The following is a 23155-nucleotide window of genomic DNA, read 5'->3' as shown; positions in this document are numbered from 1 at the left end:
GATGGCGCTCTACCACTGAGCTATCGGGGCAACAGGTAAAACTATACAGGTCTTCAGGAATGCTCGCAAGCGGAGAAGCTATGGCATACACCACATTTCATGCTTATTTGTTCTCCACACTGCCGCACGAGAGCCCAGCTTTGACCAGGAGCTCCAGCACTGACCAGGCACCACCGCAACAGCTGATGCAAACACATCAACGCACAAATACATAAAGACCGGCAGGAGAGCTCATCGCTCCCCTGCCGGTCTTTGAATCACATGCGGATGACAAGGCTGCTAGCCGATAGCCTCAGCAAGCCCCTCATACCGCAAATCCAGGCTTAGCCGGAATCTTAGTAGCGCTTGCCGCGGCCGCCAAAGTCACGGCCACCGTCACGGTTACCGCGGTAGCCGCCATCGCGGCGGTTATCGCGGCCACCGAAATCGCGGCCACCATCGCGGTTACCGCGGTAGCCACCCTCGCGGCGGTTATCACGGCCGCCAAAGTCGCGACCACCGAAGTCACGGTCATTGCGCTTGCCACCGAAATCGCGGCTGCCACGCTTGAAGTCGCGGTCGCCACCGAAGTCACGGCCACCGTCACGGTTACCGCGGTAGCCGCCCTCGCGACGGTTATCGCGACCGCCAAAGTCGCGGCCACCCTCACGGTTGCCACGGTAGCCGCCCTCACGACGGCCGCCGCCGAAGCCGCGTCCGCCACCCTTGGGACCGTTGTCCTTGCGGATGTTGATGAACTCGCCAGCGATCTTGGTGTCGCGCAGGCGATCGAAGAAGTCGCGGGGCAGGTCCTCGGGCAGGCCAACAATGGTGAAGTGCTGGCGAATGTCGATGGAGCCAATCTGGGAGCCCTTAATGCCGCCCTCGTTAGCCAGCGCACCCACAATAGCGCCTGCGGTCACGCGGGAGGAACGGCCAACGTTCAGCTTGTAGTTGACCATGCCCTCGTCGTTGTGTGCGCGCTTTGCCTTGCGGCCGCCGCGGTCCGAATCGTCGTCGGAGAAGGGGCGGGAGTTGCGTGCGATGTCCTCTTCCTCGTCAAGGAAGAAGGGTCGACCCTGCTGGGCGATAACAGCCAGTGCGGCTGCGATGTCCTCAGCGGTGGTGTCGTGCTCGTTCTCGTAGTCTTCGATAATCTGGCGGAAGAAGCTCAGGTCCTCAGACTCGATGGTCTCGGTAATCTGCTGTGCGAAGCGCTGCTTACGGGTCTCGTTCACTGCCTCTGCGGTGGGCATGTGCATCGGCTCGACCTTCTGGCGGGTTGCCTTCTCGATCTGACGCAGCATGTACTTCTCACGCGGGGTGACGAACAGGATTGCGGCACCTTCGCGACCTGCACGGCCGGTACGACCGATGCGGTGCACGTAGGACTCGGTGTCGTGGGGGATGTCGTAGTTCACGACCAGGGAGATACGCTCAACGTCCAGGCCACGTGCAGCCACGTCGGTTGCCACGAGGATGTCGATGCGGCCGTCACGCAGGGCGTCAACGGTGCGCTCACGCAGCTGCTGGGGGATGTCACCGTTGATAGCTGCTGCCGCGAAGCCGCGTGCCTTCAGCTTGTCGGCAACTTCCTCGGTTTCCTTCTTGGTGCGCACGAAGACGATGATGCCGTCGTAGTTCTCCACCTCGAGCACGCGGGTCATTGCGTCCAGCTTGTGGGAGTGCATGACCTGCATGTAGCGCTGGGTGATGTTTGCGCTGGTGGTGGTCTTAGCCTTGACTCGGATCTCGGTGGGGTCGTTCAGGTACTGCTGAGCGATCTTGCGGATCGAGTTGGGCATGGTTGCGGAGAAGAGTGCAACCTGCTTGCTGTCGGGGGTGCCTTCGAGGATCTTCTCCACGTCTTCGGCGAAGCCCATGCGCAGCATTTCGTCTGCCTCGTCCAGTACCAGGTACTGCAGGTTGGACAGGTCCAGGGAGCCCTTTTCGAGGTGGTCAATCACGCGGCCGGGGGTACCGACGACGACCTGCGCACCGCGGCGCAGACCGGCCAGCTGCGGGCCGTAGGGGGAGCCACCGTAAATGGGCAGAACGGTGAAGTCCTCCATGTGGGTTGCGTAGGAGGAGAAGGCTTCTGCAACCTGCAGAGCCAGCTCACGGGTGGGTGCCAGGACCAGAACCTGGGTATCGCGGGAGACGCCGTTAATGTCGGCAAGTTCAGCCATGCGGGACAGTGCCGGCAGCGCGAATGCTGCGGTCTTACCGGTACCGGTCTGTGCCAGACCGACCACGTCGTGGCCTTCCAGCAGCAGGGGGATGGTCTGTTCCTGAATGGGGGACGGCTTCTCGTAGCCGACCTCTTCCAGCGCTGCCAGGACGCGTGCGTCCAGGCCCAGGTCGGTGAAGCGTACGCCTTCTTCTTCAGCCTTTTCGGCGGGTGCTTCTGCGGCAGTCTCTTCTGCAGCGGTTTCTGCAGATGCTTCTGCGGTGGTTTCTTCTGCTTCTACAGCAGGGCTCTCAACGGTGTTCTCGGTGATGTTCTCGGCGGTCACAACGGTCTCTGCCTCGGCGTTCAGTTCGGCCGGGGTAGCAGTATTCTCAGTCAATTTTTCCTCTATACGGTAGGGGTGGATAGCGCACGCTTTTCGGCGCTTACCGGGTGTCCCCTTCACGGCCCAGCCACACATCATCCCCTGGGGAGTAGAGCGTCCAGGGGTCCTCCGTTACCGGCGCATTCTGCAGAGGTGTTCTGCGGATGCTACGGGTAGCGGCTTTTTGCTGGGGGTGGTCTTGAATTTCTCGGCACATTATCCGCACGCCTGGTCGTACTCTGCGCTCAGCGCACAGTAGTCCCTGCATTTTCAGGGGTGTACAGGGTGGGTAATGCTCACATGCAATGTCACGTATTCCTGGTGATTCGCCTTCCCGCTCTGTGGCGGTGGTGTGTCTGTTACAGCAGACGCAGCAAAGAGGCTGGACCAGAGATCGTTAAGAGAAGCCCGCGTGAGCGGTGTGAACCGCATTTTTGTGGGGCGTATCAATCGGTGATGGTGAGTACGGCGCACCTACAATTCCAGCACCACCTTGGGTGCCGGGTGCGCACAAGACCTTCATCGGGGGTTCCCGTGTTCTACCTAGTGTACAGTAGGGGCCCCGCTTGGGCTATAAAAAGGTGCTTAAAACCTCATCTCTTAAAGGCGAGCGCCCACCCCAGCGTTTGCGGGGTGGGCGCTCAGTGAGCCGCTGAACCGAGGGGCTAGTCTACGCGGCGCACAATATCGATGGTGCCAACGGTCGCGTACTTAGCGTAGGAATGGCCGTAGCGGTCGGCCGCGTACTGTGCGGCGTTGGTCGGCGGGTTGCCGCCCCAGGAGTTGCTCCTGCGGTCGATGACCACGTAGTCGGGTGCGGGCTCACCGGTGTGACCGATCCAGTAGACGGTGCGACCGGGAATCAGCTGAGTCAGAATCGACAGGTCAGAGGCGACCGATGCCCCTTCGGGCACCTTCTGTACGGCATCCTGCTTCATCTGGTCGGTGGTGGTCAGCGCGGAGGCGGTGAACTGCGCATTGCCTAGGGATGCGAGGGGCTGCTGGGAACCTGCCACAAAGATTGGGGATACCGCAAGGAAGAGCGCCACGGCGGGCAGAGCCCATACGGGTATGCGGCGTGCCAGGGCGGTGAGGCGACCGGGTTCGGTGTTGGCCTGGGATTCCTCGGCGGAGGCGTTATCGGCTACTCGCGCAGCCGAGCGTACCGGAATTGCGGCGGGAACCACGCCGTAGCGTACACGCACGACGGCGTCGAGCAGGGCGAGGAAGACGACGGGCATGAGCACGAGCGAGTAGTGCCAGGTGCTTGCCCAGTAGGACTCCATGGTGGAGAGCAGTCGCCAGGCGAGGGTCGGCAGGGCAATTGCCGCCAGCGGTGAAATGACCCAGAGGAGCGCGCCGGTCATCAGGAGCAGTCCGAGGGTTGCCAGTTTGGTGTTGTTACCGAGCATCTGCAGGACCGAGCCGAAGGGGTCGCCCAGGGCTGCGGAGAAGTTCACTTTGTCGGCGTAGTCGAAGTTACCGCCGCTGTTGAAGTAGGGCAGAATCACGTAGATGGCGACAACGGACCAGAACACGCCCCAGATCATGACCATGGTGGATTCTGCGACGGCGGGGGTGCGCGCCCAGGAGGAGTAGAGCTGCTGCATGCGGGTGCGCATGGGGGCGGGGGTACCTGCGGAGAGGCGCGGCATCAGAATGTCGACGGCGGTGCTCAGCCAGCCGCTGCGGATAAAGATAATGAGGCCGATAGCTGCGACGGTGATACCCATATCTTCTTTGACGAAGGCGATAGGCAGGGACCACCAGCAGGCGTATGCGAGGTAGCGGGCGCGTTCGGTGCCGCTCACACGCGAGGCGAGCACCAGGTAGCCGAGGCTCATGGCGAGCAGCGGCACGGCGAAGGCGACCTCATGGAATTGGGCTGCGATTGCTTGCTGAACGCCGAAGCTGAGGGCAAAGCCAGCGCCGAGTAGCAAACCGGTAATGGTGGGGATAACGCCCTGATACTTTACGGGCTTGGCGTTCTGCGCGGGTTCGCTCTTCTGCGCGTCTTCAGCCTTCTGGGCGAGCGCGAAGGCACGCTGAGTAAAACGCACAATCGCGAAGCTTGCGAAGGCAACCATAGCGTTCTGCACGACCAGTAGCGTGGTCGGTGAGGGGAACAGCGCGTAGACGGGGCCGAGGAGCACCAGAATCGGGTGGAAGTGGTCACCCCAGAGGTTAAAGTCGGGTCCCTTGATGGGCACGATGGGCACGGAGAAGTGCGAGTACGCCTGCGCCATCTGGGTGAAAATCGCAAGATCCCAGGAGGGGGTCACCCAGTGCTTCATCTGCTGAAGCGAATAGTAGGTGTACAGCGCCATGACGGCGGCGGCGAGGATTAGGCCGGGCAGAAGTTCGAGAGGGCGGATGCTCTTGACGCGCTCGGCGAAGGACTGACGCGGCTGTTTCAGGGTACGCTGGCGGCGCGTGCCTGTGGCGGTGCCGTTCTTTTCAGGTGCGTCAGTCATCGAGGGTGCGTCATGTGCTTCCGGTGCCATAGGCGTCCTTCTCTCGGGGTGTATGTCCGGGCGTGGGCGCCCTTGTGAACGGGCGGAACGCATAGCCTGTGTTGTGCCGGTGGCGGAGTTTGCGTTCATTTTCGCTCTACTTTAGGGTATCGCATTAGCGGTATGCCTGCCCTTCCTGCACTTTTTGTATCTTGTTCTTCAAATATCTGCCCCGAATGCTACTGCCCGGTTTGGGCGCATAGACTGGTGGGGTGAGTACGTTTCCTTCTTCAATCCCCGGCGGCGCGAACCCCGGTAACCACCCTGGAGCGGGTGTGCAGTGCGTCCGGCATCCTTTGGCGGCCGCTGGTGTACCCTATGCGCCGGCGTTTACGGATGTTCTTCAGGAGCCTACCGTTCTTCACCAGCCGCGCGTCCAGGTTCGTGCTCTCTCCCCCGCTACTTCGATTCTTCCGGGGGCTCTGGCTCCCGAGGCGTGCGAGGTTCTGATTGAGCCGCAGGTTCCGGTGCAGTTGGCGCAGACTTTGGGGTCGTTGCGCCGCGGGGCTCAGGACCTTTCGTATCGTGCGCTGAGCCGCGCGGATGGCGCCGAACGAATCTGGTTGACGACCCGCACGCCCTTTCATGAGTTCCCGGCGGTGCTGTATATCGAACGAGTTGCGGAGGCAACCAAGCTTCCGGCGGCTCTGCCTGCCCTGCACCGTCTACTGATGCGCCCGGTGCGTATCCGTATCTGGGCTTCCTACGCCGCCGCTGACCAGCAGATGCAGGCGCGAGCCGACCTTCAGGCGCTGGCGCAGGAAATGACGTACTGGTTGGGTCTGCACGACCCAGCCGAACAGTTCGGCGCGCTGTCGTCTTTTAAGGCTCTTCCGCCGCGTATTCAGCAGGCGTGGCGGCAGAATCCGGGTCTTCGCCTCAGCGCCTCCGGCCAGCTGGACCGGCAGATGCTCAACGCCATTGTGGAACAGCGCATCACCCAGACCGAGGCGTTCAGAACCCTGGGCTGGGTTCTGCGGAAGTACGGCTCCGCCGCTCCTTCGACCGGGTTGGGACATCAACCGGAGGGGATGCGCGTCTACCCCACTGCCCGGACCCTGGCGACGATTCCGAGCTGGGATTGGCATCGGGCGGGCGTGGATAAAAGCCGCTACAACGCCGTGTACGCCTACGCCCGTTCCGCCGAGTCTCTCAAAAACATTGCGGCAAACGGTGACATCGCGTTACTGGCACGGAGCCTGCACACTGTGCGCGGTGTGGGCCCGTGGAGCATTTCTGAGGCTCTGCAGCGCGTATGCGGGCACCCGGATGCCATCAGCGTGGGCGACTACCACCTGGCGCACGCGGTCGGCGAGCTGTTCACCGGCAAGCGCACCGACGATGCGGGCATGCTCACCTTGCTCGCACCCTACAGCCCGCATCGGCAGCGTCTGGTGCGGCTCATGCATGCCTCGGGTTTCTCAAAGCAGCGATACGGGGCGCGCATGACTATCGAGGACCATCGCGACCGCTAACGCACCCTAACGAGGTTAAAAGGGACGGGGCGCCCCAGCCGGTTGTACCGGCGGGTGCGCCCCGTTCAAGCTCTTTTGTGGTGGTGAGCTTACTTCTTCTCTGCAGAGCCTTCTGCTGCTGCGATCTCTGCACGGACCTTGTCCATGTCGAGCTCGCGGATCGAACCAATCACGGTCTCCAGCTGGTCTTCGCGCAGTGCGCCAGCCTGCTGGTAAACCAGGATACCGCCACGGAAGCCCATGATGGTGGGGATGGAGGTGATGCCTGCTGCCTGAGCGAGCTGGCCCTGGTCCTCGGTGTCGACCTTGCCGAAAACAATGTCGGTGTGCTTCTCCGAAGCCGCCTCGTAGACGGGGGAGAACTGCTTGCAGGGACCGCACCAGTCTGCCCAGAAGTCCAGGAAGACGATGTCGTTGCTCTCGACGGTAGCAGTCAGGTTCTGCTGAGTAATTTCAATAGTAGCCATGAGATAAAGCTACACCCTCTAGACCCCAATCGCGAATTGTTCGCCCTGGGATTCAAACATTGTGAAAGATATGACAACTTACCGTCATAGTTGACTCTTTCCGCGGCAGTTTCAGCCGGTTCACGGGCGTGTCGCGGAGGCTCCCGCGAAAGGTTCCGCGCCAGGTGATGGAGGCACCCCACCGGACTGCCGAAAGCCTTGCAAGAGTTTTGCCGAGAAGCTCAGCAGGCTGTGCCTCGCCGCCGCTGAAGCCGTCGTGAAATTTTGGTTTTAGATACACAAAAGCCCGGCTACTTTCGTAACCGGGCTATTTGTGGCAGGTGAGGGATTCGAACCCCCGTAGGCAGTGCCAGCTGATTTACAGTCAGCCCCCTTTGGCCGCTCGGGTAACCTGCCGCCTAGCTAGGTGCTAGTTGCTCGCTCACGCGAACAGAGACTACTCTACAGCAGTTTTGGGGACTTGTACACTTCACATAGGGTTTTGTGACGAAGGTTATATTTCTGGCCGTATTTATCGTTTCTCGTCACTCAAAAGCTTCAAGAGCCAAGAGCACTGGCGCGCCACGCATCCATATCTATTGCAGCGCCCGCGCTCTCACCTCACAAATAAAACCGTGAATAAAGCCACCGCCTACAGCAGTTTTAGAAGGAACGGGAAGGGGTATCGCCATCCTGCTCGAGCAGAAGCACAATCTCCAGGTGCTCCAGGTAGCGGCGCGCCTGCTCCACGGTGCACATGTCGCCGGCAATCTCACGCTCCAGGTCACGGCGAACACCGCGGAAACGCGCCACCAGCGAAGGCTCCGTCAGAGTAATACCGATACCGTCAAAGGGAGAAGGCTCAGCATCTTCCTCGTGCAGGTCAAGATGAATCTCGTGGTGGTCAGATTCGTTGAGACGCTCCGCCTCAGGAATACCCTCGGGCTCAGCACCCAGAGAGGTATGCAGATCGATGAAAAGGAGGGTTTGCAGGTCGCGAGCTTCCTCGCTCGTGCGCAGGTCCGTTGCGGACAGGTTAGGAGTGGTCATATTTCTATTGTCCTCTTTTAAGGTTGGTAACGCCTGTAAAACAGGCCCGTATTTCTGATAGTTAGCTGTGAACAAGAGCCCCAACCCGGTAGGCTAGTACTAACCGGTGCCAGTAGCACCTCATTCACGAAAGGAAAGCCCATGGCTAGCGAATCGTCATTCGACATTGTGTCCAAGGTGGACAAGCAGGAAGTTTCCAACGCACTGCACCAGGCGCAGAAGGAAATCTCCCAGCGTTACGACTTCCGCGGCGTAGGTGCAGAAATCGACTACTCCGGCGACAAGATCCTCATCAAGGCAAACGCCGAAGAGCGCGCCCTGGCAGTGCTCGACGTTTTCCAGTCCAAGCTGGTCAAGCGCGGCATCTCCCTCAAGTCCCTGGACTCCGGCAAGCCCTACGCATCCGGCAAGGAAACCCGCATCGAATGCTCCATCAAGGAAGGCATCGCGCAGGATCAGGCGAAGAAGATCTCCAAGATGATCCGCGAAGAGGGCCCCAAGGGCGTGAAGGCAAACATCCAGGGCGATGAGCTGCGCGTCTCCTCCAAGTCCCGCGATGACCTGCAGGAAGTCATTGCAATGCTCAAGTCCGCTGACCTTGAGGTTGACCTGCAGTTCGTCAACTACCGCTAAGCTCAGGCGAGACTCTCTTATTCTCCCTCCCCCCGCCCCGCGATGGGTGAGGAAAGAGGATTAGAAGCCAAAACGTAAAAATCCTCGGGGTGGCTACTTCCACAGTAGCCACCCCGAGGATTTTTTGTCTGCCGACCCGTCATCGCGGGTCACAATCGTCACGCCGAGTCATATTCATACAGCGTCACATTCGCTCCCGGATGATTCAGCGAAGAAAAGACTTAGTACTGCCCCATCTCACGAGCCTGCTGCTGCAGACGCGCAATACGCTGGTCCATCGGCGGGTGCGTAGAGAGCATGTTCTTCAGCGAGCCGAAGGGGTTCGCAATCATCATGGCGCTCGCCGCCTCCGTGTTGCGGTTGTTCGGGTCCATCGGATACATGGACACACCGCTCTCCAGCTTGTTCAGCGCCGAAGCCAGAGCCAGCGGGTCGCCGGTCAGACGTGCGCCGTCTTCGTCGGCATCAAATTCGCGGGTGCGGCTAATAGCCATCTGAATAACCTGCGTAGCAATGGGCGCCAGCAGCGCAATCACAAACATGGCGAGAGGGTTCGAGCGTTCACCGTCGCGGCTGGAACCACCGAACATCGCGCCAAACGAAAGAATCTGCGCAATCGTACCGATAATGGAGGCAATACCCGCCGCCACGGAGGAGGTAAGGATATCGCGGTTGTACACGTGCATGAGCTCGTGGCCGAGCACGCCGCGCATCTCGCGCTCATCCAGCAACTGCAGAATACCCTCGGTGCAGCACACCGCCGCATTCTGCGGGTTACGACCGGTCGCGAACGCATTCGGGGTCATGGTCGGCGCCACGTAAAGAGCAGGCATGGGCTGACCCGCACGGGAGGAAAGCTCCTCCACAATGTCGTAGAGCACCGGGACCTCTTCACGGCTCACCGGGTACGCATTCATGGAGCGCAGGGCGAGCTTATCGGAGTTCCAGTAAGTGTACGCGACCGAACCCAAGCTCACCAGGCCCATAACCCAGATAAAAATGGAGGTGCGGAAAGTCGCCGAAAGCAGGCCACCGATGAGCAGCATCATGCCCACCATGGAGCCCATCAACAGGGCAGTTTTCAGTCCGTTGTTATGGCTGTGCATGGGTATCCTCCTGAACAATTAGGTCAGTGCGTACAGCGTGTACTTGACTCTATAGAATACGTGCAAGCACCCGCGGGCGCACCTTATGGCGCGCGGATTCACCCAGACGCTAAAAGCGCGAGAAGAACTAGGGAATGGCGCCGGGGATATTCACCAGGGGCACCTGCTCCAGCACCTGCGCCGTAGCAGTCGGGAAAATACCCAGAAGAAGAATCGTGCCGTAAGCACCCAGAAAAAGGATGAAGAGCAGACCGAGCATCAGCTGCCCCTCCAGATCAAAGCCGGTGGTGGTGCTACGGTACTGACCGTAAATCACCGGGGTCACGATGGGCACACCAAAGAGCAGAATCATCAGCAGAATGTAGATGGGGTTTGTGAAGTCGTACACCATGACCCTATCCTCCTTGATGGTGATCGCCGGTGCGGGTTACTCTAGGTTCTTTGATTGTACGGCATCTCTTCACACCCGAGGCCGGGGTGAGGAGGGGCGCCACAGAGTGGATGAAAGGGACGCCCTGCCTGCTTATTATGAGCTTTTCATAAAATAATGATGAATTTCTCATAATAATGTGTAGACTTAAACCTATGACCGACGCAAAGACAACCTCCGATACGAAGAAGACCCAGAGCCCAGACCATCACAACACCGGTTGTGCCCACACCACCGGCCTGCCCCTGCTCTCAGCAATGAGTCCCGAGCACCTCGAAGAAGCATGGACCACCGGTCTGCGCACCAAGGGCCGCCGCGTCACCAAGCAGCGCCTCGCCGTACTCCACGCAGTGCAGGAACACCCGCACTCCACCGCCGACACCATCGTGCAGGCAGTCCGCGAGCGCATCCCCGCCATCACGGTTCAGTCGGTCTACGTTATTCTTGCCGACCTGACCGATATCGACCTGCTGCGTAAGTTCGAGCCGCCGGGAACCCCCGCCCTCTACGAAACCCGAACGGGCGACAACCACCACCACGCCTTCTGCGTACGCTGCGGCAAGGTCGAAGACGTGGACTGCGCGGTTGGCTCCGCACCCTGCCTGACCCCCAGCGATTTTCACGGCATGGCGCTCTTCAGCGCAGACGTACTCTACCAGGGCGTGTGCGTAGACTGCCAGACCGAACAGGAGGCGGCTCTCGCCCGAACCCAGCAGGAGGCGGCAGCGCGCATCCTGGCGGCATAGCCTGAGGAATACGTTGGCTCGGTCATGAGAGCTCTTAAACCGTTGAGGCGGCGACACTACTCGTGTCGCCGCCTCAACGGTTTAAGTTATTTAATGCAGGAGCTTAGGCACCCATGCGGGGCTGAGAGCCCACAATCTCCAGCAGCTCGCGAATCTGCGCCGCGGTCAACACCGTGGAGGGGTTAATCGCGTTCACCTTCACGCTCGGAGCACCAATCTCCAGGGCGTAACGCAGAATATCCAGGGCGTTCGCCGAACGCACCTCAATATGCGGATCCAGTGCCGCAATCTCAATGGGCGAAGTGAACACCAGCAGACTCTGCGGGTTGCCGTTCTCATCCGGGTCAAAGACGAAAGAGGTACCGGACGGGTCAGCCGGGTCAACACCCACCAGCAGCACGGACGCCGGGGACACCAGCGAGCCGAGTAGCATCTGCATGTTGTCCTGGGTCAGCGCCATCTTCGCGCCGTCATTACGGGGAGAAGTGACAATCCACTGCACCTGAGCGCGCTCAATGTAGCATTCGTGGTCGGTGCCGGGGTCAACCACAATCAGGTCCAGCGCCTCATTGCTGAGGAAGTCTATAAAGACCTTCATCGCCGGCTCGCGCAGAATCAGCTCGTCACCCTCGGATTCCTGACGCACGTAGCTCTTGCCGATGTGCTCGGAGGAGGAGAACACGCACAGCGCCTGCATACCGGTCTCGGGCATGCGGATGACCTGGTGGGTCAGCACCGATTCGGGGCCCATCGGGTCGGTCTCGGACGGAATCAGCAGGGAGCCGGTCGCATCCAGCAGAACGTCGCCGCCGAGCATGGTACGAACCACGTTAATGAGGGTTCGCTCCTGCACATCGTTGCGGAAAGTCTCCAGGGCAGCGACCAGGTAGGGGTTCGGGATCTCGTGCTCGCTCGAAGACAGCGCCGCGGCAGCAGAGTGGCGGGCACGGCCCTCCATACGCTCACGAGCCCACTGCGGGATACGCGACGCATCACGCGGGAACTCAGCCAGGTGCTCACGTACGTCGGTTGCGGTCAGGGTACCCTCGTTCTTCCAGCTGGCGGGCTCATCATCACGGTTATAGGAGGCGCCCACGCTGAACTGCGGGTTCGGCCAGCCGGTTGCCGCCACCACGATGGAGGCGGTGAACCAGGTGCCGCGGTTACCGTCGTAGGCGGCACGCTGCAGCTTGCGGACCTCAGCAATAATGGGTGAGCCGTCCTTGAGCGGGCCGATGGTACCAATGAACTCTTCACCGTCGCGGAATTCACGCACGCGCACAAAAATCTGACCTGCTAGAGGCTTGACGTCCAGCACCATTTCGCTCCAGCCGGGGTCAACACTAACGACATCCAGCAGCCAGCTTCCAATGTTGTTCAGCGCGTCCTGGATGCGCGCGGCGCGGCTACTCGTCTCGGCGAGGCGGGGTTCAGTCATAGTTCATACATCCTTGAGTGTGAATACGGCGCGGCTGGAGGCATCCGTGTTCGGTCGTAGTGTCGGCTTACAGGGTGCCGGAAGAAGCCGTCTCTTCGATTCTAACGAACACGGGCACTCCACGCAGATAGTTTACGCCGAAAGATATATGCTCTACCTCTCCCCTGAACCTCTCTAGGCGGCCCATTCGACCCTCTTAACGTCCAATACGCCTAAAGCGCACCCCGAAACCGGGGATACACGGCATAGTGAACGCTAAAAGGTTGATAATCTTGAAGCATGACGAATTCTCTGCAGGACCTTATCGACGCATCGATTTTTATCTCCACCGAGTACCAGGCTCGACTCGCTGAGCTTGTGGGTACCTCCGAGTGGAACGTGGACTTCACCTCCCAGTCTCTGGACTTTGAGACCACGCCCCCGCTTTCGCTCAAGCCGCACCTGCTGGGCACCGAATCCGAGAACCGCGGTACTTGGATTTGGTCTTGGCAGCAGCTGGGCTACTTCCCCGACTCCGTTGTTTCTGCCGCTATTCAGGCGCGCGAAGCCGGTGAGCGTGACGGCCTGACCGAGCTGACCACCGACGAACTGCCCCTCTCCGAGTCCCTGGCACGCCGACTCACCCTGGCAACCAAGACCATCAGCGGCCTGTACGCACACTACCCGCTACCCGCGGGTGCTGGCGTGCGCGCATGGACCCTGCTGGAGGGTGCTGAGCTGACCCTCGAGGCACCGACCTACAAGGGTATCGGCCGTGTCATCGCGAAGACCCTGCAGAGCGAAGAGATTCACAACCAGGTTCTGGCGGTGGACTCCTACGCTCAGCAGCGCGGCTTCCACATTGCCTGGGACACCGAGGCAACCGCCGTGCTGACCGCAACCGACGGTGCCCTGCGCCTGTGGTTCGACGAGGGTCGCATCAGCGGCATCGAGCAGGCTGAACCTCAGGTTGGCCCCGAGATTCTGGAGCAGTGCGCAGCCGCTGCCGCACAGCGTCGCGAATCCCTCGCCGCACTGCGCGCCGAGATTGAGCGCGTGGCAGCCGCAGAGGCAGCCGCTCAGAACGCACAGCGCGAGCAGGAGGCAGCAGAACGCGCCGCCGCACGTGCCGAGGCTGAGGCTGAGCGCGCCGTCGAGATCGCCGAGCACGCACCGGTCGCAGAGACCGAGGTACCCGGCGTCGAGAGCACCGAGAACCTCTACCCCGCCGACGAGGCTCCCTTCGATCAGGAGCCGGCAGAGTACGCAGAGCCCGGCCTGGTCACCGTGGAGACCCTGCCCGGCGAGTACGAGGCAGAAGAGACCGAACAGGCTCGCGTCTACACCGACGAGTCCATCGGCGCCGAGCAGCCCGAGTACGAGACCGTTGAGGCTTCCGCAGAGTACGCTGAAGAGCCGGTTGCCGCTGAGGCTGCAGCTGAGCAGCCCGTCGAGGTTGAGCAGGAAGCAGCAGAATACGAAGAGCAGCACGTGGAGCCCATCCGCAACGCTGGCGCAGCTCCCGATTTGCAGGCAGAGCACGAAGAGGCAGCCCGCCGCGAGCAGGCAGAAGCTGCACGCCGCGAGGCAGAGCAGCCCAAGAAGAAGGGCTTCTTCTCCCGCTTCTTCGGCCTCTAAACCGAATACGCAACATTCCTCAGGCGCGGTATCCTCGTGGTACCGCGCCTGTGGCGTGCCCGGCAGGTAGAGTAAGCCTCAGCGCGCATCAATGCCCCCGCTGGCGCATCCCGACGATTAGCATTAGAAGAACGTAACTAAAGAATCAGGTCAGAAGAAGAAACCATGTCAGAAACGCAGAAGCACACTACCCGCAACGGGTTTATCACCATCATCGGCACCTACCTTATTTGGGGCATGCTCCCCCTGTATTTTGTGATGATGGCACCGGCGGGACCGATTGAGATTGTCGTGGCGCGCGTGGTCTTCTCCCTCCTTTTCTGCGCCCTGCTGCTACCGATTTTGCGGGCAACCGCTGACTTCCGCCGCGCTCTCAAGGATCGCCGTATCATGCTGGTGCTGACGGCGGCCTCGTTCCTCATCGGCGCGAACTGGCTTATCTACGTGATGGCAACGACCAGCGGCCACACGATTGACGTGTCCCTGGGCTATTTCATTAACCCGCTGGTCTCCGTGGTGTTGGGCGTGATTTTCCTGCAGGAGCGCCTGCGCGCCGCTCAGTGGGTATCCGTCGCGATTTCCTGTATTGCGGTGCTCATGATGAGCCTCATCTACGGCCAGGTACCGTGGACTGGTCTGGGTGTGGCGTTCTCCTTCGGCATCTACGGTCTGCTGAAAGCGCGCGTCGCCCACGACGTGAGCCCCATCGTCTCGCTATCCCTGGAGACCTTCATCCTGGCGCCCTTCGGCATCGCAGCATTGTTTATTCTCAACGCTCAGGGACAGATGACCCTCTTCAGTGAAGGTCCCGGACACTTCTGGCTTCTCGCCTCCACCGGTGTGGTCACCGTTGTGCCGCTCATGCTCTTTGCGGCGGCAACCAAGGCCCTTCCGCTGTCGATTATTGGCATGGTGCAGTACCTGGGTCCGACCATCCAGTTTGTTCTAGCGCTGACCGTTCTGCACGAGCAGATGAGCGCCGATAAGGTGCTGGGTCTGGGCCTCATCTGGATTGCGCTCATCATCTTCACCGTGGATGCGGTGCGCGCCTCCCGCTCCTACCGCGCCTCCGCGCTGTCCGACCCGGAAACCGGCATGATTCCGCTCGTGCAGGCAGAAGACGTACAGAGCAAGTAGCGCCCCCTCTCCCACCCGTATAAAACACAGTGATGCCCCGCCAGCTAACGCCAGCGGGGCATCACTTTATATCACGCTCACACGCTAAAGCTCAGAACCCTGAGCCTCAGCAGCATCATCGAGAGCATCCAGATCCGGATGACGGTGCAGGTTCAGCAGAGCCAAACCCAGACCACCCCAAATGATCAGGATTGCCACAACGAGCATCACAATTGCAGAGATAGACATGAGGGCTCCTAACGGGTAACGGTCGAATCAACGTGGCCGTGCTCAACCTGACCGGCAATCACCGGAGGTGCCGGAGGCTCTTCAGCCGCACGAGACTTCTTCGACCAGGGCAGAAGAGAAACAACAATCGCGCCCACCAGAATCAGTGCGCTCATGCCCCAACCAAAGATTGCCAGCAGATCCGTGGGGTAACCCTCATAGGGGGTTGCCACAAGCTTAATGACGCTCTGAATCAGGGAGTAGCCCAGAACCAGCGGGGTCACGACAGCCAGCAGAATCATCCAAATCTTGCCGACCTTGATGGAGGAGTAACGGTTCAGGTGCTCAGCCAGAGCGGGCAGCGCGCGCACCACATACGCCACAACGATAATGGCGCACAGACCAGCAGCCAGAATACCGAAGAGGTTCACGAAGTTATCGAGAATATCCAGTACGTACAGACCGGTGGTGGTCGGCATCAGCAGCAGCGAAATCAGAGCCATCGGAACAATCACCAGAGTGGTAGATGCCAGACGGGAGGTCGCGAACTTATCCTGAATACCCGCAATAATCACCTCAAGAATCGAAATAAGGGAGGTGAAACCAGCAAAGAGCAGGGAGCCGAAGAAGAGGATACCGATCAGCACGCCACCGGGCGCCTGAGAAATAATGGTCGGGAACGCAATGAACGCCAGACCAATACCGCTGGTCGCAACCTCGCTCACCTGGGTGCCAGCAGCCTGAGCCATGAAGCCCAAAGCAGCGAACACACCGATACCGGCAAGAAGCTCAAAACCGGAGTTCGCGAAACCAACCACAGCACCGGAACCGGTCAGGTCAGTCTTAGGCTTCAGGTAGGAAGAGTAGGTGACCATAATACCGAAGCCAATGGACAGCGAGAAGAAAATCTGGCCGTACGCAGCAACCCACACCTCCGGGTTAGCCAGGGAGTCCCAGCTGGGGGTGAACAGAGCATTCAGACCGTCCACAGCACCGGGCAGGGTCAGCGAGTAAATCACCAAACCAACGAACATGACCAGCAGCAGCGGGATAAAGATAATGTTGGCTGCGCCCACACCCTTCTGAACGCCCAGAGCCATCACAGCAAGCAGAACGCCCCACACCAGCACCATAGGAATCAGGACGTTCATGTTGAAGTCCAGGGAGACGCCGGGATCCTTTGCAACCTTCAGGAACTCACCCTGGAAGAACGCCTTCGGGTTATCTCCCCACTCATTGGTGAAGGAGAAAACCATGTAACGCAGAGCCCACGCCACAATAGCGGCGTAGTAGATAGCGATGACAAAGTTGATACCCATGTGCCACCAGCCAATGAACTCGGTCTTACGGTTCAGACGGCGGAAAGCCAGCGGGGACGACGCACGCGCACGGTGACCGATTGCGTAGTCAAAGAACAGGAAGGTCAGACCGGCGGTCAGCAGGGCGACAATATAGGGAATCATGAAGGCGCCGCCGCCGTTATCAAATGCGATGTAGGGGAAACGCCAAATATTGCCCAGACCAACAGCAGAACCGATGGCGGCAAAGATAAAGACGCGACGGCTAGAGAAGCCTTCGCGCTTCGTGGGCGCCTTAGGGGTAGATGCTCCCATAGTTGTAAACCTCGAATGTGTGGGGACGCGGATGGTTGGTGCGAGAATAACCCGTCGGAGTGGTGGGCTCTGCTCGCGTCCAGAAATAGTAAACGGCTCTCCAACACGGGTTGGGTGTGGGAGCCGTCAGGCGCCTGAGGGGTGGATGTGCACCTCGGACATGCCTATAAGGTTTACCTTAAAGGTAGGGGTCGGTCAAGAAGACCCCAGCATACGGAAGCTTTCGGAGGGTGAGAGCAGCCCCAAAGCACCCCGAAAATCGGTACTGACTAGCCAAAAGACAGAAAACCCCCGCCGAATCCAAGCAGATTCAGCGGGGGTTTTGAAGTATGAGACACCCGGAAGTCGTTAGACCCGGGTACACGCTACACGGCGGGTTTTAGCCTTCGCGGTGAACCACAGCGTGAGCGAAAGACTCCAGTGCAGCCTTCGCGGTGGACTCGGGCAACGGAGCAATCGCGGCAATTGCACGGTCCGCCCAGTCGTAGGCGATCTGCCATGCTTCCTGGGTGACAGGGTGGGCGGCGAGCGCCTCCACGGCTGCATCCAGTGCCTCGTCGGAGCTCAGGTCAGCATCCAGCAGGGCGCGAACAGCAATAGCGGATTCGTCGCCGGCAGCTACCGCACGGTCCAGCAGGATGGTCGGCAGGGTCGGCACGCCCTCGCGCAAATCGGTGCCGCGGGTCTTACCGCTGGTCTTGCCGTCGCTGACAATGTCGATCACGTCGTCAGCCAGCTGGAACGCCACGCCCACCAGCTCGCCGTACGCCTTGACCATGGAGATAACGTCTTCAGAAGCGCCCGAAAGCAGGGAGCCGTACTCGCCGGCTGCGGCAATCAGGGAACCGGTCTTACCCTCGATGACCGCGATGTAATGGTCGAGCAGGTCCTGTCCCTCGCGGGGGCCGGTGGTTTCGAAGAGCTGGCCGAGCACCAGACGCTCAAAGGTCTGGGACTGAATCTTCATGGGGCGGGTACCCAGCTCGGACACCAACAGGGACGCGCGGGAGAAGATCAGGTCGCCGGTCAGAATTGCGACGGAGTTACCCCAAATCATCTGGGCACTGTCCACACCGCGGCGCTTGGGGGCATCGTCCATGACGTCGTCGTGGTAGAGGGTTGCCAGGTGGGTCAGCTCAACAACCACGGCGGCTTCGATGACCTCATCGTTGATTTCGCCGTCGACAGCTGCCGAGAGCAGCGCCAGCAGCGGGCGCACGCGCTTGCCGCCCGCGGAGAGCAGGTGACGAGATGCGACATCCGCCAGGTGGTCGGTCTGGGAGATGGCCTCAGCCAGGCGCTCCTCAATACGCGCCAGGGAGGAGAGAATCTGCGGACCCAGCTTGGGGTCGGCGGCGATGAGTTCAAAGCCCGCGGGAAGCTTCAGGTCGAGGTCTCCCAGCAGGTCGGTTGCGGCAATGGGCTGCTCTGCGTTGCTCACGGTGTCTTCTATCTTCTTGGTGTTGGTGTCTTCGGTGGTGTGTGAACGCGGTGTCTATGCGTTGTGTGCTTCGGGCTTGAAACCGCGGTGAATGGCGACGATGCCGCCGGTGAGGTTGCGGTACTGCACGGAGGTGAAGCCCGCCTCCTTGAACTTCTGCGCCAGTTCCTGCTGGTTGGGCCAGGCGATGATGGACTCGGCGAGGTATTCGTAGGATTCGGGGTTGGAGGAGATTGCGCGGGCAATCGGCGGGATTGCCTTCATGATGTAGTTCTTGTAGACCGCGCCGAAGGGGGCGAAGGTCGGGGTGGAGAACTCGAGGATGACGATGCGGCCGCCGGGCTTGAGTACGCGGTAGATTTCGCTCAGTGCCTTGGGGTAGTTGGCGACGTTGCGCAGGCCGTAGGACATGGTCACTGCGTCGAAGGTTTCGTCATCGAAGGGTAGGGCGGTGACGTCTGCCTGCACGAAGGTCATGTCGGGGCGGCGGCGGCGGCCCACGTCGAGCATGCCTTCGGAGAGGTCTGCTGCGATGACGTCCACGCCGGCGTCGGCGAAGGGTTCGGAGGAGACGCCGGTACCTGCGGCTACGTCCAGCACTTTCTGACCGGGGTGCGCGTCTACGGCTGCGACTGCCTGCTTGCGCCAGTAGATGTGCTGGCCGAGGGAGAGGATGCCGTTCATGAGGTCATAGCGTTCGGCTACGGTATCGAACATGGCGGCGATGTCGCTGGTTTTCTTGTCTAGGGTTGCGCGGGTTGCGCGGGTGTTCTTCTCTGCGTTCACGCTCTCAATTGTGGCATGGAGGTTACTAGATTCGATAGTTGGGTAAACCGTAGTAGTGTCGCACGGTGCGTTAAGGTGCGTTCTGGAGTGGTTTTCGAGTCGCTAATTCGGGGTTTTATTCATTCTTTGGGGGTGAATTTATGCATGTTTAGCAAAAATTTATGAATATTTATGTATATGCTTGCATTTTTTAACATGGGGGCGCACAATAGACCATAGATTTCATAGAACACACCTCACACAGGAGAACATCATGAACACCGCAATCCTCAAGAAGGCATCCCTCAAGCCCCTCGCACTGCTGGCAGTACTGCCCCTGGCACTGACCGGCTGCGTCTCCACCGCGAACGAGAACTCCGACGCCAACGGCGAGGTCAGCCTCGTCAAGTCCGGCGTACTCAGCGTCTGCACCAACACCCCCTACAAGCCCTTCGAATACGAAGAGAACGGCACCATCGTCGGCCTGGATGCAGACATCGCCAATGCTATCGCCTCCGACCTGGGCGTGAAGGCTCAGCTGACCTCCATCAGCTTTGAGGGTCTGGACTCCGGCACCGGCCTGGCCACCGGTCAGTGCGATATCGCCCTTGCGGGTATCGGCGTGACCGATGAACGTAAGAGCAAGATGGAATTCACCACCGTCTACTTCGACGACAACCTGGCAATCCTGGTCCCCAAGGGTTCCTCCATCAGCTCCGCCGCAGATCTGAAGGGCGTGAGCGTTGGTGCGCAGCAGGCAACCAGCGGTGAAACCTACGCCAAGGAAAACGGCGCAGAGGTCATCCAGTACGAAGACACCTCCCTCATGTTCTCCGCCCTGAAGACCGGTCAGGTCAAGGCAGTCGCAGCGAACCTTTCCGTGGTGTCCGAGGCACTGACCAATGACCCGGACTCCTTCAAGATCGCCTACCAGGATTCCGAGAACACCGAGCAGATTGCCGCAGCAGTTTCCTCCAATAACAAGGCACTGCTGGCCAAGGCTAACGCAACCATCGACAAGCTCAAGAAGAACGGCGAGCTCGACAAGATGAAGGCCAAGTGGGTGGGCACCACCTCCTCGACCTCCGCGAGCGCCTCTTCCTCCGCTTCCTAAGCATCTAGCAGGTTAGCCTCTCCCCCAATTCAGGAGTACCCTTATTACTTTTGGGTTGGGGGATTCTCCGGCCTTCACCCTTGTGAGCGTATAAAACGCTCTTGACCGAACAGCACACGAATAAGAAAGCGCATGTCCTCTAAACTCTCACCCCGTCAGAAGCAGAAGCTCTTCCGCTACGCACAGTACGCCCTTCTGGCAGTTATCGCTCTGGCAGCCATTCTTTTGGCTGACTGGAAGACCCTCAGCCAGCAGGTATTCAACCTGGACGTTGCGGCTCAGCAGTTCCCCGACGTCATCACCGTGGCGTTAAAGAACACCCTGCTGTACACCACCTTGGGCTTCATCGTGGGCCTCTCCGGCGGTCTGCTGCTGGCGCTCATGCGTATTTCCTCTATCGCTCCCTACCGTTGGATTGCGACCCTGTACGTGGAGCTTTTCCGCGGCATCCCGGCGCTGCTGGTCTTCTTCGCGTTCGGTTACGGTATTCCCCTGGCGTTCAAGATCCGCTTCGTGGATAACCTGATTCCGGTGACCCTGTCCCTGGGTATGGTTTCGGCAGCCTACATTAGTGAGGTTCTGCGTGCGGGCCTGCAGGCGATCCCGAAGGGCCAGATGGAGGCGGCACGCTCCCTGGGTATGTCCCACACCCGCGCGATGATTTCGATCATTATTCCTCAGGCGTTCCGCGTGGTTCTGCCCCCGCTGACCAACGAGGTTATCCTGCTGACCAAGGACTCCTCCCTCGTATACCTGCTGGGCGTAACCGTCTCGCAGTACGAGCTGGCGAAGTTCGGCCGTGAGGGCCTGACCGCCGCTAATGCGGGCCTGACCCCCCTGGTGGTTGCGGGTCTGTGCTACCTGATTATCACTGTTCCGCTGGGCCAGCTCTCCGCATACTTTGAGCGCCGCACCCAGCTGACCGGCCGCAAGTAAGCGCAACGACAGATACGGATTACGGAAGATACTATGACTGCTTCAACTTCATCCATGGCCGCCGCCTCGGTGCGCATTTCTAACCTGCACAAGTCTTACGGCAAGGTTCAGGTTCTCAAGGGCATCGACATGCAGGTCGAGCCGGGCGAGGTCGTGTGCCTCATCGGTCCTTCGGGTTCCGGTAAGTCCACCCTGCTGCGTTGCGTGAACCTGCTGGAGGAGCCGAACGACGGCACCATCATGGTGGGCGATACCGAGGTCACCGACCCGGATGTAGACATTAACCGCGTGCGTACCCACATGGGTATGGTGTTCCAGCAGTTCAACCTGTTCGGCCACCTGAACATTCTGGATAACTGCACGATTGCCCAGATTAAGGTTCTGGGCCGTTCCAAGGCTGAGGCGGAGGCGGTTGCCCGCGAGCAGCTCGCCAAGGTTGGCCTGGAGGGCAAGGAAGACCGCTTCCCGGCTCAGCTGTCCGGTGGTCAGCAGCAGCGTGTGGCTATTGCACGTGCACTGTCCATGCACCCGGACCTGATGCTCTTCGACGAACCGACCAGTGCGCTCGACCCGGAGATGGTCGGCGAGGTTCTGAGCATTATGCGCAACCTGGCTGACGAGGGCATGACCATGATTGTGGTGACCCACGAGATGGCGTTTGCCCGCGAGGTCGCCGATAAGGTCGTCTTCATGGCTGACGGTGTGGTCGTGGAGGAAGGCCACGCCGATCAGGTGATTGGTAACCCCCAGCACGAACGTACTCAGGCTTTCTTGGCGCGCGTGCTCGATCCGACCCACGCCGTAGTAGACTAGTACTAGCTCTTGAAAAACGTAGCGGGCGGTGCTGTACGAAACATTCTGTTTCGCGCAGCACCGCCCGCTTTTTAATGCTCTAGTTCGCGGCTGTTCCGGCTCTAGAAGATGCGGCGCGCCACCTTGTCAAAAAGACGGTCCGATAGCACCGTATGCAGAAACACGGAGGGCTTAGCACCGAAACCCACGAGGTAGCGGGTCTTGGGGCGGCGCGCCTCCAGGGCTCGCAGAATAGTTTTAGAGATAACCTTCGGCTCCGAGAGGTTGGAGGAGGGCGAGTAGAGCTTGCGCATATTTGCCGCAACGCGCTGCGCCTGAGCCGCGTAGACGCCGTTTCGGGAGGACTCCTCCAGGTGGTCTGCCGCGATGAGCCCCCAGGGGGTCTTGATACCGCCGGGCTCGATAATGACCACGTCGATACCGAACTCTTCAACCTCCATGCGCAGTGCATCGCTGAACGCCTCGAGGGCGTACTTGGTGGCGTGGTACCAGGCACCCAGGGGCGAGGTAATACGCCCCGCCATCGAGGAGATGTTCAGGATGCGCCCGCTGCCCCGTGCGCGCATATGCGGCAGCACCAGCTGGGTGAGGCGCGCCAGGCCAAAGAGGTTCACCTCGAACTGGCGGCGTGCCTCGTCAATGGGGACGTCTTCAATGGCGCCGTAGGATCCGTAGCCTGCATTGTTGATAAGCACGTCAATGCGGCCTTCTGCATCAATGATCTGCTGTACGGCGGCTTCCATGGACGCCTCATCGGTAACATCCATGCTGAGCGCTTTCACACCCTCGGAGGCGAGCTCTTCAATCTTCTCAACGCGGCGGGCGGCACCGTAGACGGTGTAGCCGTAGCGCACCAGTAGCGGCGCCACGTCATAGCCGATACCGGAGCTGGCGCCGGTGAGAAGAACAACGGGGCGTTGCAGTGACTTAGGCATTGCGCATCCTTTCGGCTTGCTCCCTGTGAGGTTAGCGGGAGTGTACTTTTCCAGGGTACGCCCGCACGGGGTGTACGAGCGCGCAGAAAGCTCAGGGCGTAGCGTGAGGGTATTCTCGCCGGCATATGTGAGGGCAGGACGGCATACAAAAAGCTCGCCGCAGCATCCTGTGCAGATGCGGCGGCGAGCTAATGTTTTGGGGTCAG

The 23155-nt window shown here is 60.1% G+C and carries 20 protein-coding genes and 1 tRNA gene; 8 read left to right on the top strand and 13 right to left on the bottom strand.

The genetic code is table 11. The features are described from left to right. Nucleotides 1-335: 335 nt before the first annotated feature. Nucleotides 336-2549 (bottom strand): DEAD/DEAH box helicase, encoded by a 2214-nt coding sequence (locus tag HMPREF2605_RS02050; RefSeq protein ID WP_049353814.1) that lies wholly within the window; start codon nt 2547-2549, stop codon nt 336-338. 650 nt (nt 2550-3199) lie between these two features. Then, entirely contained in the window at nt 3200-5038 is a 1839-nt protein-coding gene (locus tag HMPREF2605_RS02045; RefSeq protein WP_070846797.1) for a DUF2079 domain-containing protein, read from the bottom strand. A gap of 221 nt (nt 5039-5259) precedes the next feature. On the opposite strand from HMPREF2605_RS02045, the gene HMPREF2605_RS02040 reads away from it, so the two are divergent. After that, a complete protein-coding gene (locus tag HMPREF2605_RS02040; protein WP_070846796.1) occupies nt 5260-6522 on the top strand; it encodes a DNA-3-methyladenine glycosylase family protein in 1263 nt (420 codons plus the stop codon). A gap of 89 nt (nt 6523-6611) precedes the next feature. On the opposite strand, the gene HMPREF2605_RS02035 is transcribed toward HMPREF2605_RS02040, so the two are convergent. From HMPREF2605_RS02035 to HMPREF2605_RS02025, 3 genes are all read right to left on the bottom strand, one after another. Then, the gene (locus HMPREF2605_RS02035; protein ID WP_049353817.1) at nt 6612-6989 is read right to left on the bottom strand and encodes a thioredoxin family protein; all 378 of its coding nucleotides are present in this window, start codon (nt 6987-6989) and stop codon (nt 6612-6614) included. Nucleotides 6990-7303: 314 nt separating this feature from the next. Next, nucleotides 7304-7385, bottom strand: a tRNA-Tyr gene (locus HMPREF2605_RS02030). A 246-nt stretch (nt 7386-7631) separates the two neighbouring features. Then, nucleotides 7632-8018: a hypothetical protein gene (locus HMPREF2605_RS02025; RefSeq protein ID WP_070846795.1), complete on the bottom strand. Its 387-nt coding sequence runs from the start codon at nt 8016-8018 to the stop codon at nt 7632-7634. A 141-nt stretch (nt 8019-8159) separates the two neighbouring features. Between HMPREF2605_RS02025 and HMPREF2605_RS02020 the strand changes: the two genes are divergently transcribed. Then, nucleotides 8160-8651 (top strand): YajQ family cyclic di-GMP-binding protein, encoded by a 492-nt coding sequence (locus HMPREF2605_RS02020; RefSeq protein WP_005508322.1) that lies wholly within the window; start codon nt 8160-8162, stop codon nt 8649-8651. Between the two features lie 221 nt (nt 8652-8872). On the opposite strand, the gene htpX is transcribed toward HMPREF2605_RS02020, so the two are convergent. Further along, a complete protein-coding gene (gene htpX, locus HMPREF2605_RS02015) occupies nt 8873-9757 on the bottom strand; it encodes a zinc metalloprotease HtpX (protein WP_070846794.1) in 885 nt (294 codons plus the stop codon). A 127-nt stretch (nt 9758-9884) separates the two neighbouring features. Continuing rightward, complete coding sequence (locus tag HMPREF2605_RS02010; protein ID WP_005504804.1) at nt 9885-10148, bottom strand: hypothetical protein; 264 nt, start codon at nt 10146-10148, stop codon at nt 9885-9887. Between the two features lie 194 nt (nt 10149-10342). Between HMPREF2605_RS02010 and HMPREF2605_RS02005 the strand changes: the two genes are divergently transcribed. Further along, the gene (locus tag HMPREF2605_RS02005; protein ID WP_070846793.1) at nt 10343-10933 is read left to right on the top strand and encodes a Fur family transcriptional regulator; all 591 of its coding nucleotides are present in this window, start codon (nt 10343-10345) and stop codon (nt 10931-10933) included. 103 nt (nt 10934-11036) lie between these two features. On the opposite strand, the gene HMPREF2605_RS02000 is transcribed toward HMPREF2605_RS02005, so the two are convergent. Further along, the gene (locus HMPREF2605_RS02000; protein ID WP_070846792.1) at nt 11037-12371 is read right to left on the bottom strand and encodes an SseB family protein; all 1335 of its coding nucleotides are present in this window, start codon (nt 12369-12371) and stop codon (nt 11037-11039) included. Between the two features lie 279 nt (nt 12372-12650). Here HMPREF2605_RS02000 and HMPREF2605_RS01995 point away from each other — a divergent pair, with 279 nt between their 5' ends. Together HMPREF2605_RS01995 and rarD are read left to right on the top strand one after the other, a co-directional pair. Then, nucleotides 12651-13988, top strand: coding sequence for a DUF6882 domain-containing protein (locus tag HMPREF2605_RS01995; RefSeq protein ID WP_070846791.1), 1338 nt, complete (start codon nt 12651-12653; stop codon nt 13986-13988). Nucleotides 13989-14153: 165 nt separating this feature from the next. Beyond that, nucleotides 14154-15125, top strand: coding sequence for an EamA family transporter RarD (rarD, locus tag HMPREF2605_RS01990; RefSeq protein WP_070846790.1), 972 nt, complete (start codon nt 14154-14156; stop codon nt 15123-15125). Between the two features lie 84 nt (nt 15126-15209). Here the strand turns inward: rarD and HMPREF2605_RS09245 are convergent, their stop codons facing one another. The 4 genes from HMPREF2605_RS09245 to HMPREF2605_RS01975 form a co-directional block, all read right to left on the bottom strand. After that, nucleotides 15210-15353 (bottom strand): methionine/alanine import family NSS transporter small subunit, encoded by a 144-nt coding sequence (locus HMPREF2605_RS09245; protein ID WP_005504798.1) that lies wholly within the window; start codon nt 15351-15353, stop codon nt 15210-15212. 8 nt (nt 15354-15361) lie between these two features. Beyond that, nucleotides 15362-16945, bottom strand: a complete 1584-nt coding sequence (locus tag HMPREF2605_RS01985; protein ID WP_060824372.1) for a sodium-dependent transporter — start codon at nt 16943-16945, stop codon at nt 15362-15364. A 379-nt stretch (nt 16946-17324) separates the two neighbouring features. Next, nucleotides 17325-18386 carry a polyprenyl synthetase family protein gene (locus HMPREF2605_RS01980; protein WP_070846789.1) on the bottom strand — a complete coding sequence of 354 codons (1062 nt, stop codon included), beginning with the start codon at nt 18384-18386 and terminating at the stop codon, nt 17325-17327. Nucleotides 18387-18440: 54 nt separating this feature from the next. Next, a complete protein-coding gene (locus tag HMPREF2605_RS01975) occupies nt 18441-19172 on the bottom strand; it encodes a demethylmenaquinone methyltransferase (RefSeq protein ID WP_049349165.1) in 732 nt (243 codons plus the stop codon). Between the two features lie 253 nt (nt 19173-19425). Here HMPREF2605_RS01975 and HMPREF2605_RS01970 point away from each other — a divergent pair, with 253 nt between their 5' ends. The 3 genes from HMPREF2605_RS01970 (at nt 19426) to HMPREF2605_RS01960 (ending at nt 22014) form a co-directional block, all read left to right on the top strand. Next, entirely contained in the window at nt 19426-20265 is an 840-nt protein-coding gene (locus HMPREF2605_RS01970) for an ABC transporter substrate-binding protein (protein WP_070846788.1), read from the top strand. A 132-nt stretch (nt 20266-20397) separates the two neighbouring features. Then, nucleotides 20398-21201, top strand: a complete 804-nt coding sequence (locus HMPREF2605_RS01965; protein ID WP_070629955.1) for an amino acid ABC transporter permease — start codon at nt 20398-20400, stop codon at nt 21199-21201. 33 nt (nt 21202-21234) lie between these two features. Next, nucleotides 21235-22014, top strand: coding sequence for an amino acid ABC transporter ATP-binding protein (locus tag HMPREF2605_RS01960; RefSeq protein WP_070629956.1), 780 nt, complete (start codon nt 21235-21237; stop codon nt 22012-22014). A gap of 101 nt (nt 22015-22115) precedes the next feature. Here HMPREF2605_RS01960 and HMPREF2605_RS01955 read toward each other — a convergent pair whose 3' ends face one another. Next, the gene (locus HMPREF2605_RS01955; protein WP_070629957.1) at nt 22116-22949 is read right to left on the bottom strand and encodes an oxidoreductase; all 834 of its coding nucleotides are present in this window, start codon (nt 22947-22949) and stop codon (nt 22116-22118) included. Between the last annotated feature and the right edge of the window lie 206 nt (nt 22950-23155).

It is taken from the genome of Rothia sp. HMSC065C03, assembly GCF_001837295.1.
GTDB lineage: Bacteria > Actinomycetota > Actinomycetes > Actinomycetales > Micrococcaceae > Rothia.
The sequence above is the reverse complement of the archived record's forward strand: the minus strand, read 5'-3'. Positions and strand labels throughout refer to the sequence as shown.

Excerpts from the sequence above, each read along its gene's own strand:
- HMPREF2605_RS02020 (WP_005508322.1), top strand. The coding sequence starts at position 8,160 with ATGGCTAGCGAATCGTCATTCGACATTGTGTCCAAGGTGGACAAGCAG.
- HMPREF2605_RS01965 (WP_070629955.1), top strand. The coding sequence starts at position 20,398 with ATGTCCTCTAAACTCTCACCCCGTCAGAAGCAGAAGCTCTTCCGCTAC.
- HMPREF2605_RS02035 (WP_049353817.1), bottom strand. The coding sequence starts at position 6,989 with ATGGCTACTATTGAAATTACTCAGCAGAACCTGACTGCTACCGTCGAG.
- rarD (WP_070846790.1), top strand. The coding sequence starts at position 14,154 with ATGTCAGAAACGCAGAAGCACACTACCCGCAACGGGTTTATCACCATC.
- HMPREF2605_RS01995 (WP_070846791.1), top strand. The coding sequence starts at position 12,651 with ATGACGAATTCTCTGCAGGACCTTATCGACGCATCGATTTTTATCTCC.
- HMPREF2605_RS02045 (WP_070846797.1), bottom strand. The coding sequence starts at position 5,038 with ATGGCACCGGAAGCACATGACGCACCCTCGATGACTGACGCACCTGAA.
- HMPREF2605_RS01985 (WP_060824372.1), bottom strand. The coding sequence starts at position 16,945 with ATGGGAGCATCTACCCCTAAGGCGCCCACGAAGCGCGAAGGCTTCTCT.
- HMPREF2605_RS09245 (WP_005504798.1), bottom strand. The coding sequence starts at position 15,353 with ATGTCTATCTCTGCAATTGTGATGCTCGTTGTGGCAATCCTGATCATT.
- HMPREF2605_RS02000 (WP_070846792.1), bottom strand. The coding sequence starts at position 12,371 with ATGACTGAACCCCGCCTCGCCGAGACGAGTAGCCGCGCCGCGCGCATC.
- HMPREF2605_RS02010 (WP_005504804.1), bottom strand. The coding sequence starts at position 10,148 with ATGGTGTACGACTTCACAAACCCCATCTACATTCTGCTGATGATTCTG.
- HMPREF2605_RS01960 (WP_070629956.1), top strand. The coding sequence starts at position 21,235 with ATGACTGCTTCAACTTCATCCATGGCCGCCGCCTCGGTGCGCATTTCT.
- HMPREF2605_RS01970 (WP_070846788.1), top strand. The coding sequence starts at position 19,426 with ATGAACACCGCAATCCTCAAGAAGGCATCCCTCAAGCCCCTCGCACTG.
- htpX (WP_070846794.1), bottom strand. The coding sequence starts at position 9,757 with ATGCACAGCCATAACAACGGACTGAAAACTGCCCTGTTGATGGGCTCC.
- HMPREF2605_RS01955 (WP_070629957.1), bottom strand. The coding sequence starts at position 22,949 with ATGCCTAAGTCACTGCAACGCCCCGTTGTTCTTCTCACCGGCGCCAGC.
- HMPREF2605_RS02005 (WP_070846793.1), top strand. The coding sequence starts at position 10,343 with ATGACCGACGCAAAGACAACCTCCGATACGAAGAAGACCCAGAGCCCA.
- HMPREF2605_RS02025 (WP_070846795.1), bottom strand. The coding sequence starts at position 8,018 with ATGACCACTCCTAACCTGTCCGCAACGGACCTGCGCACGAGCGAGGAA.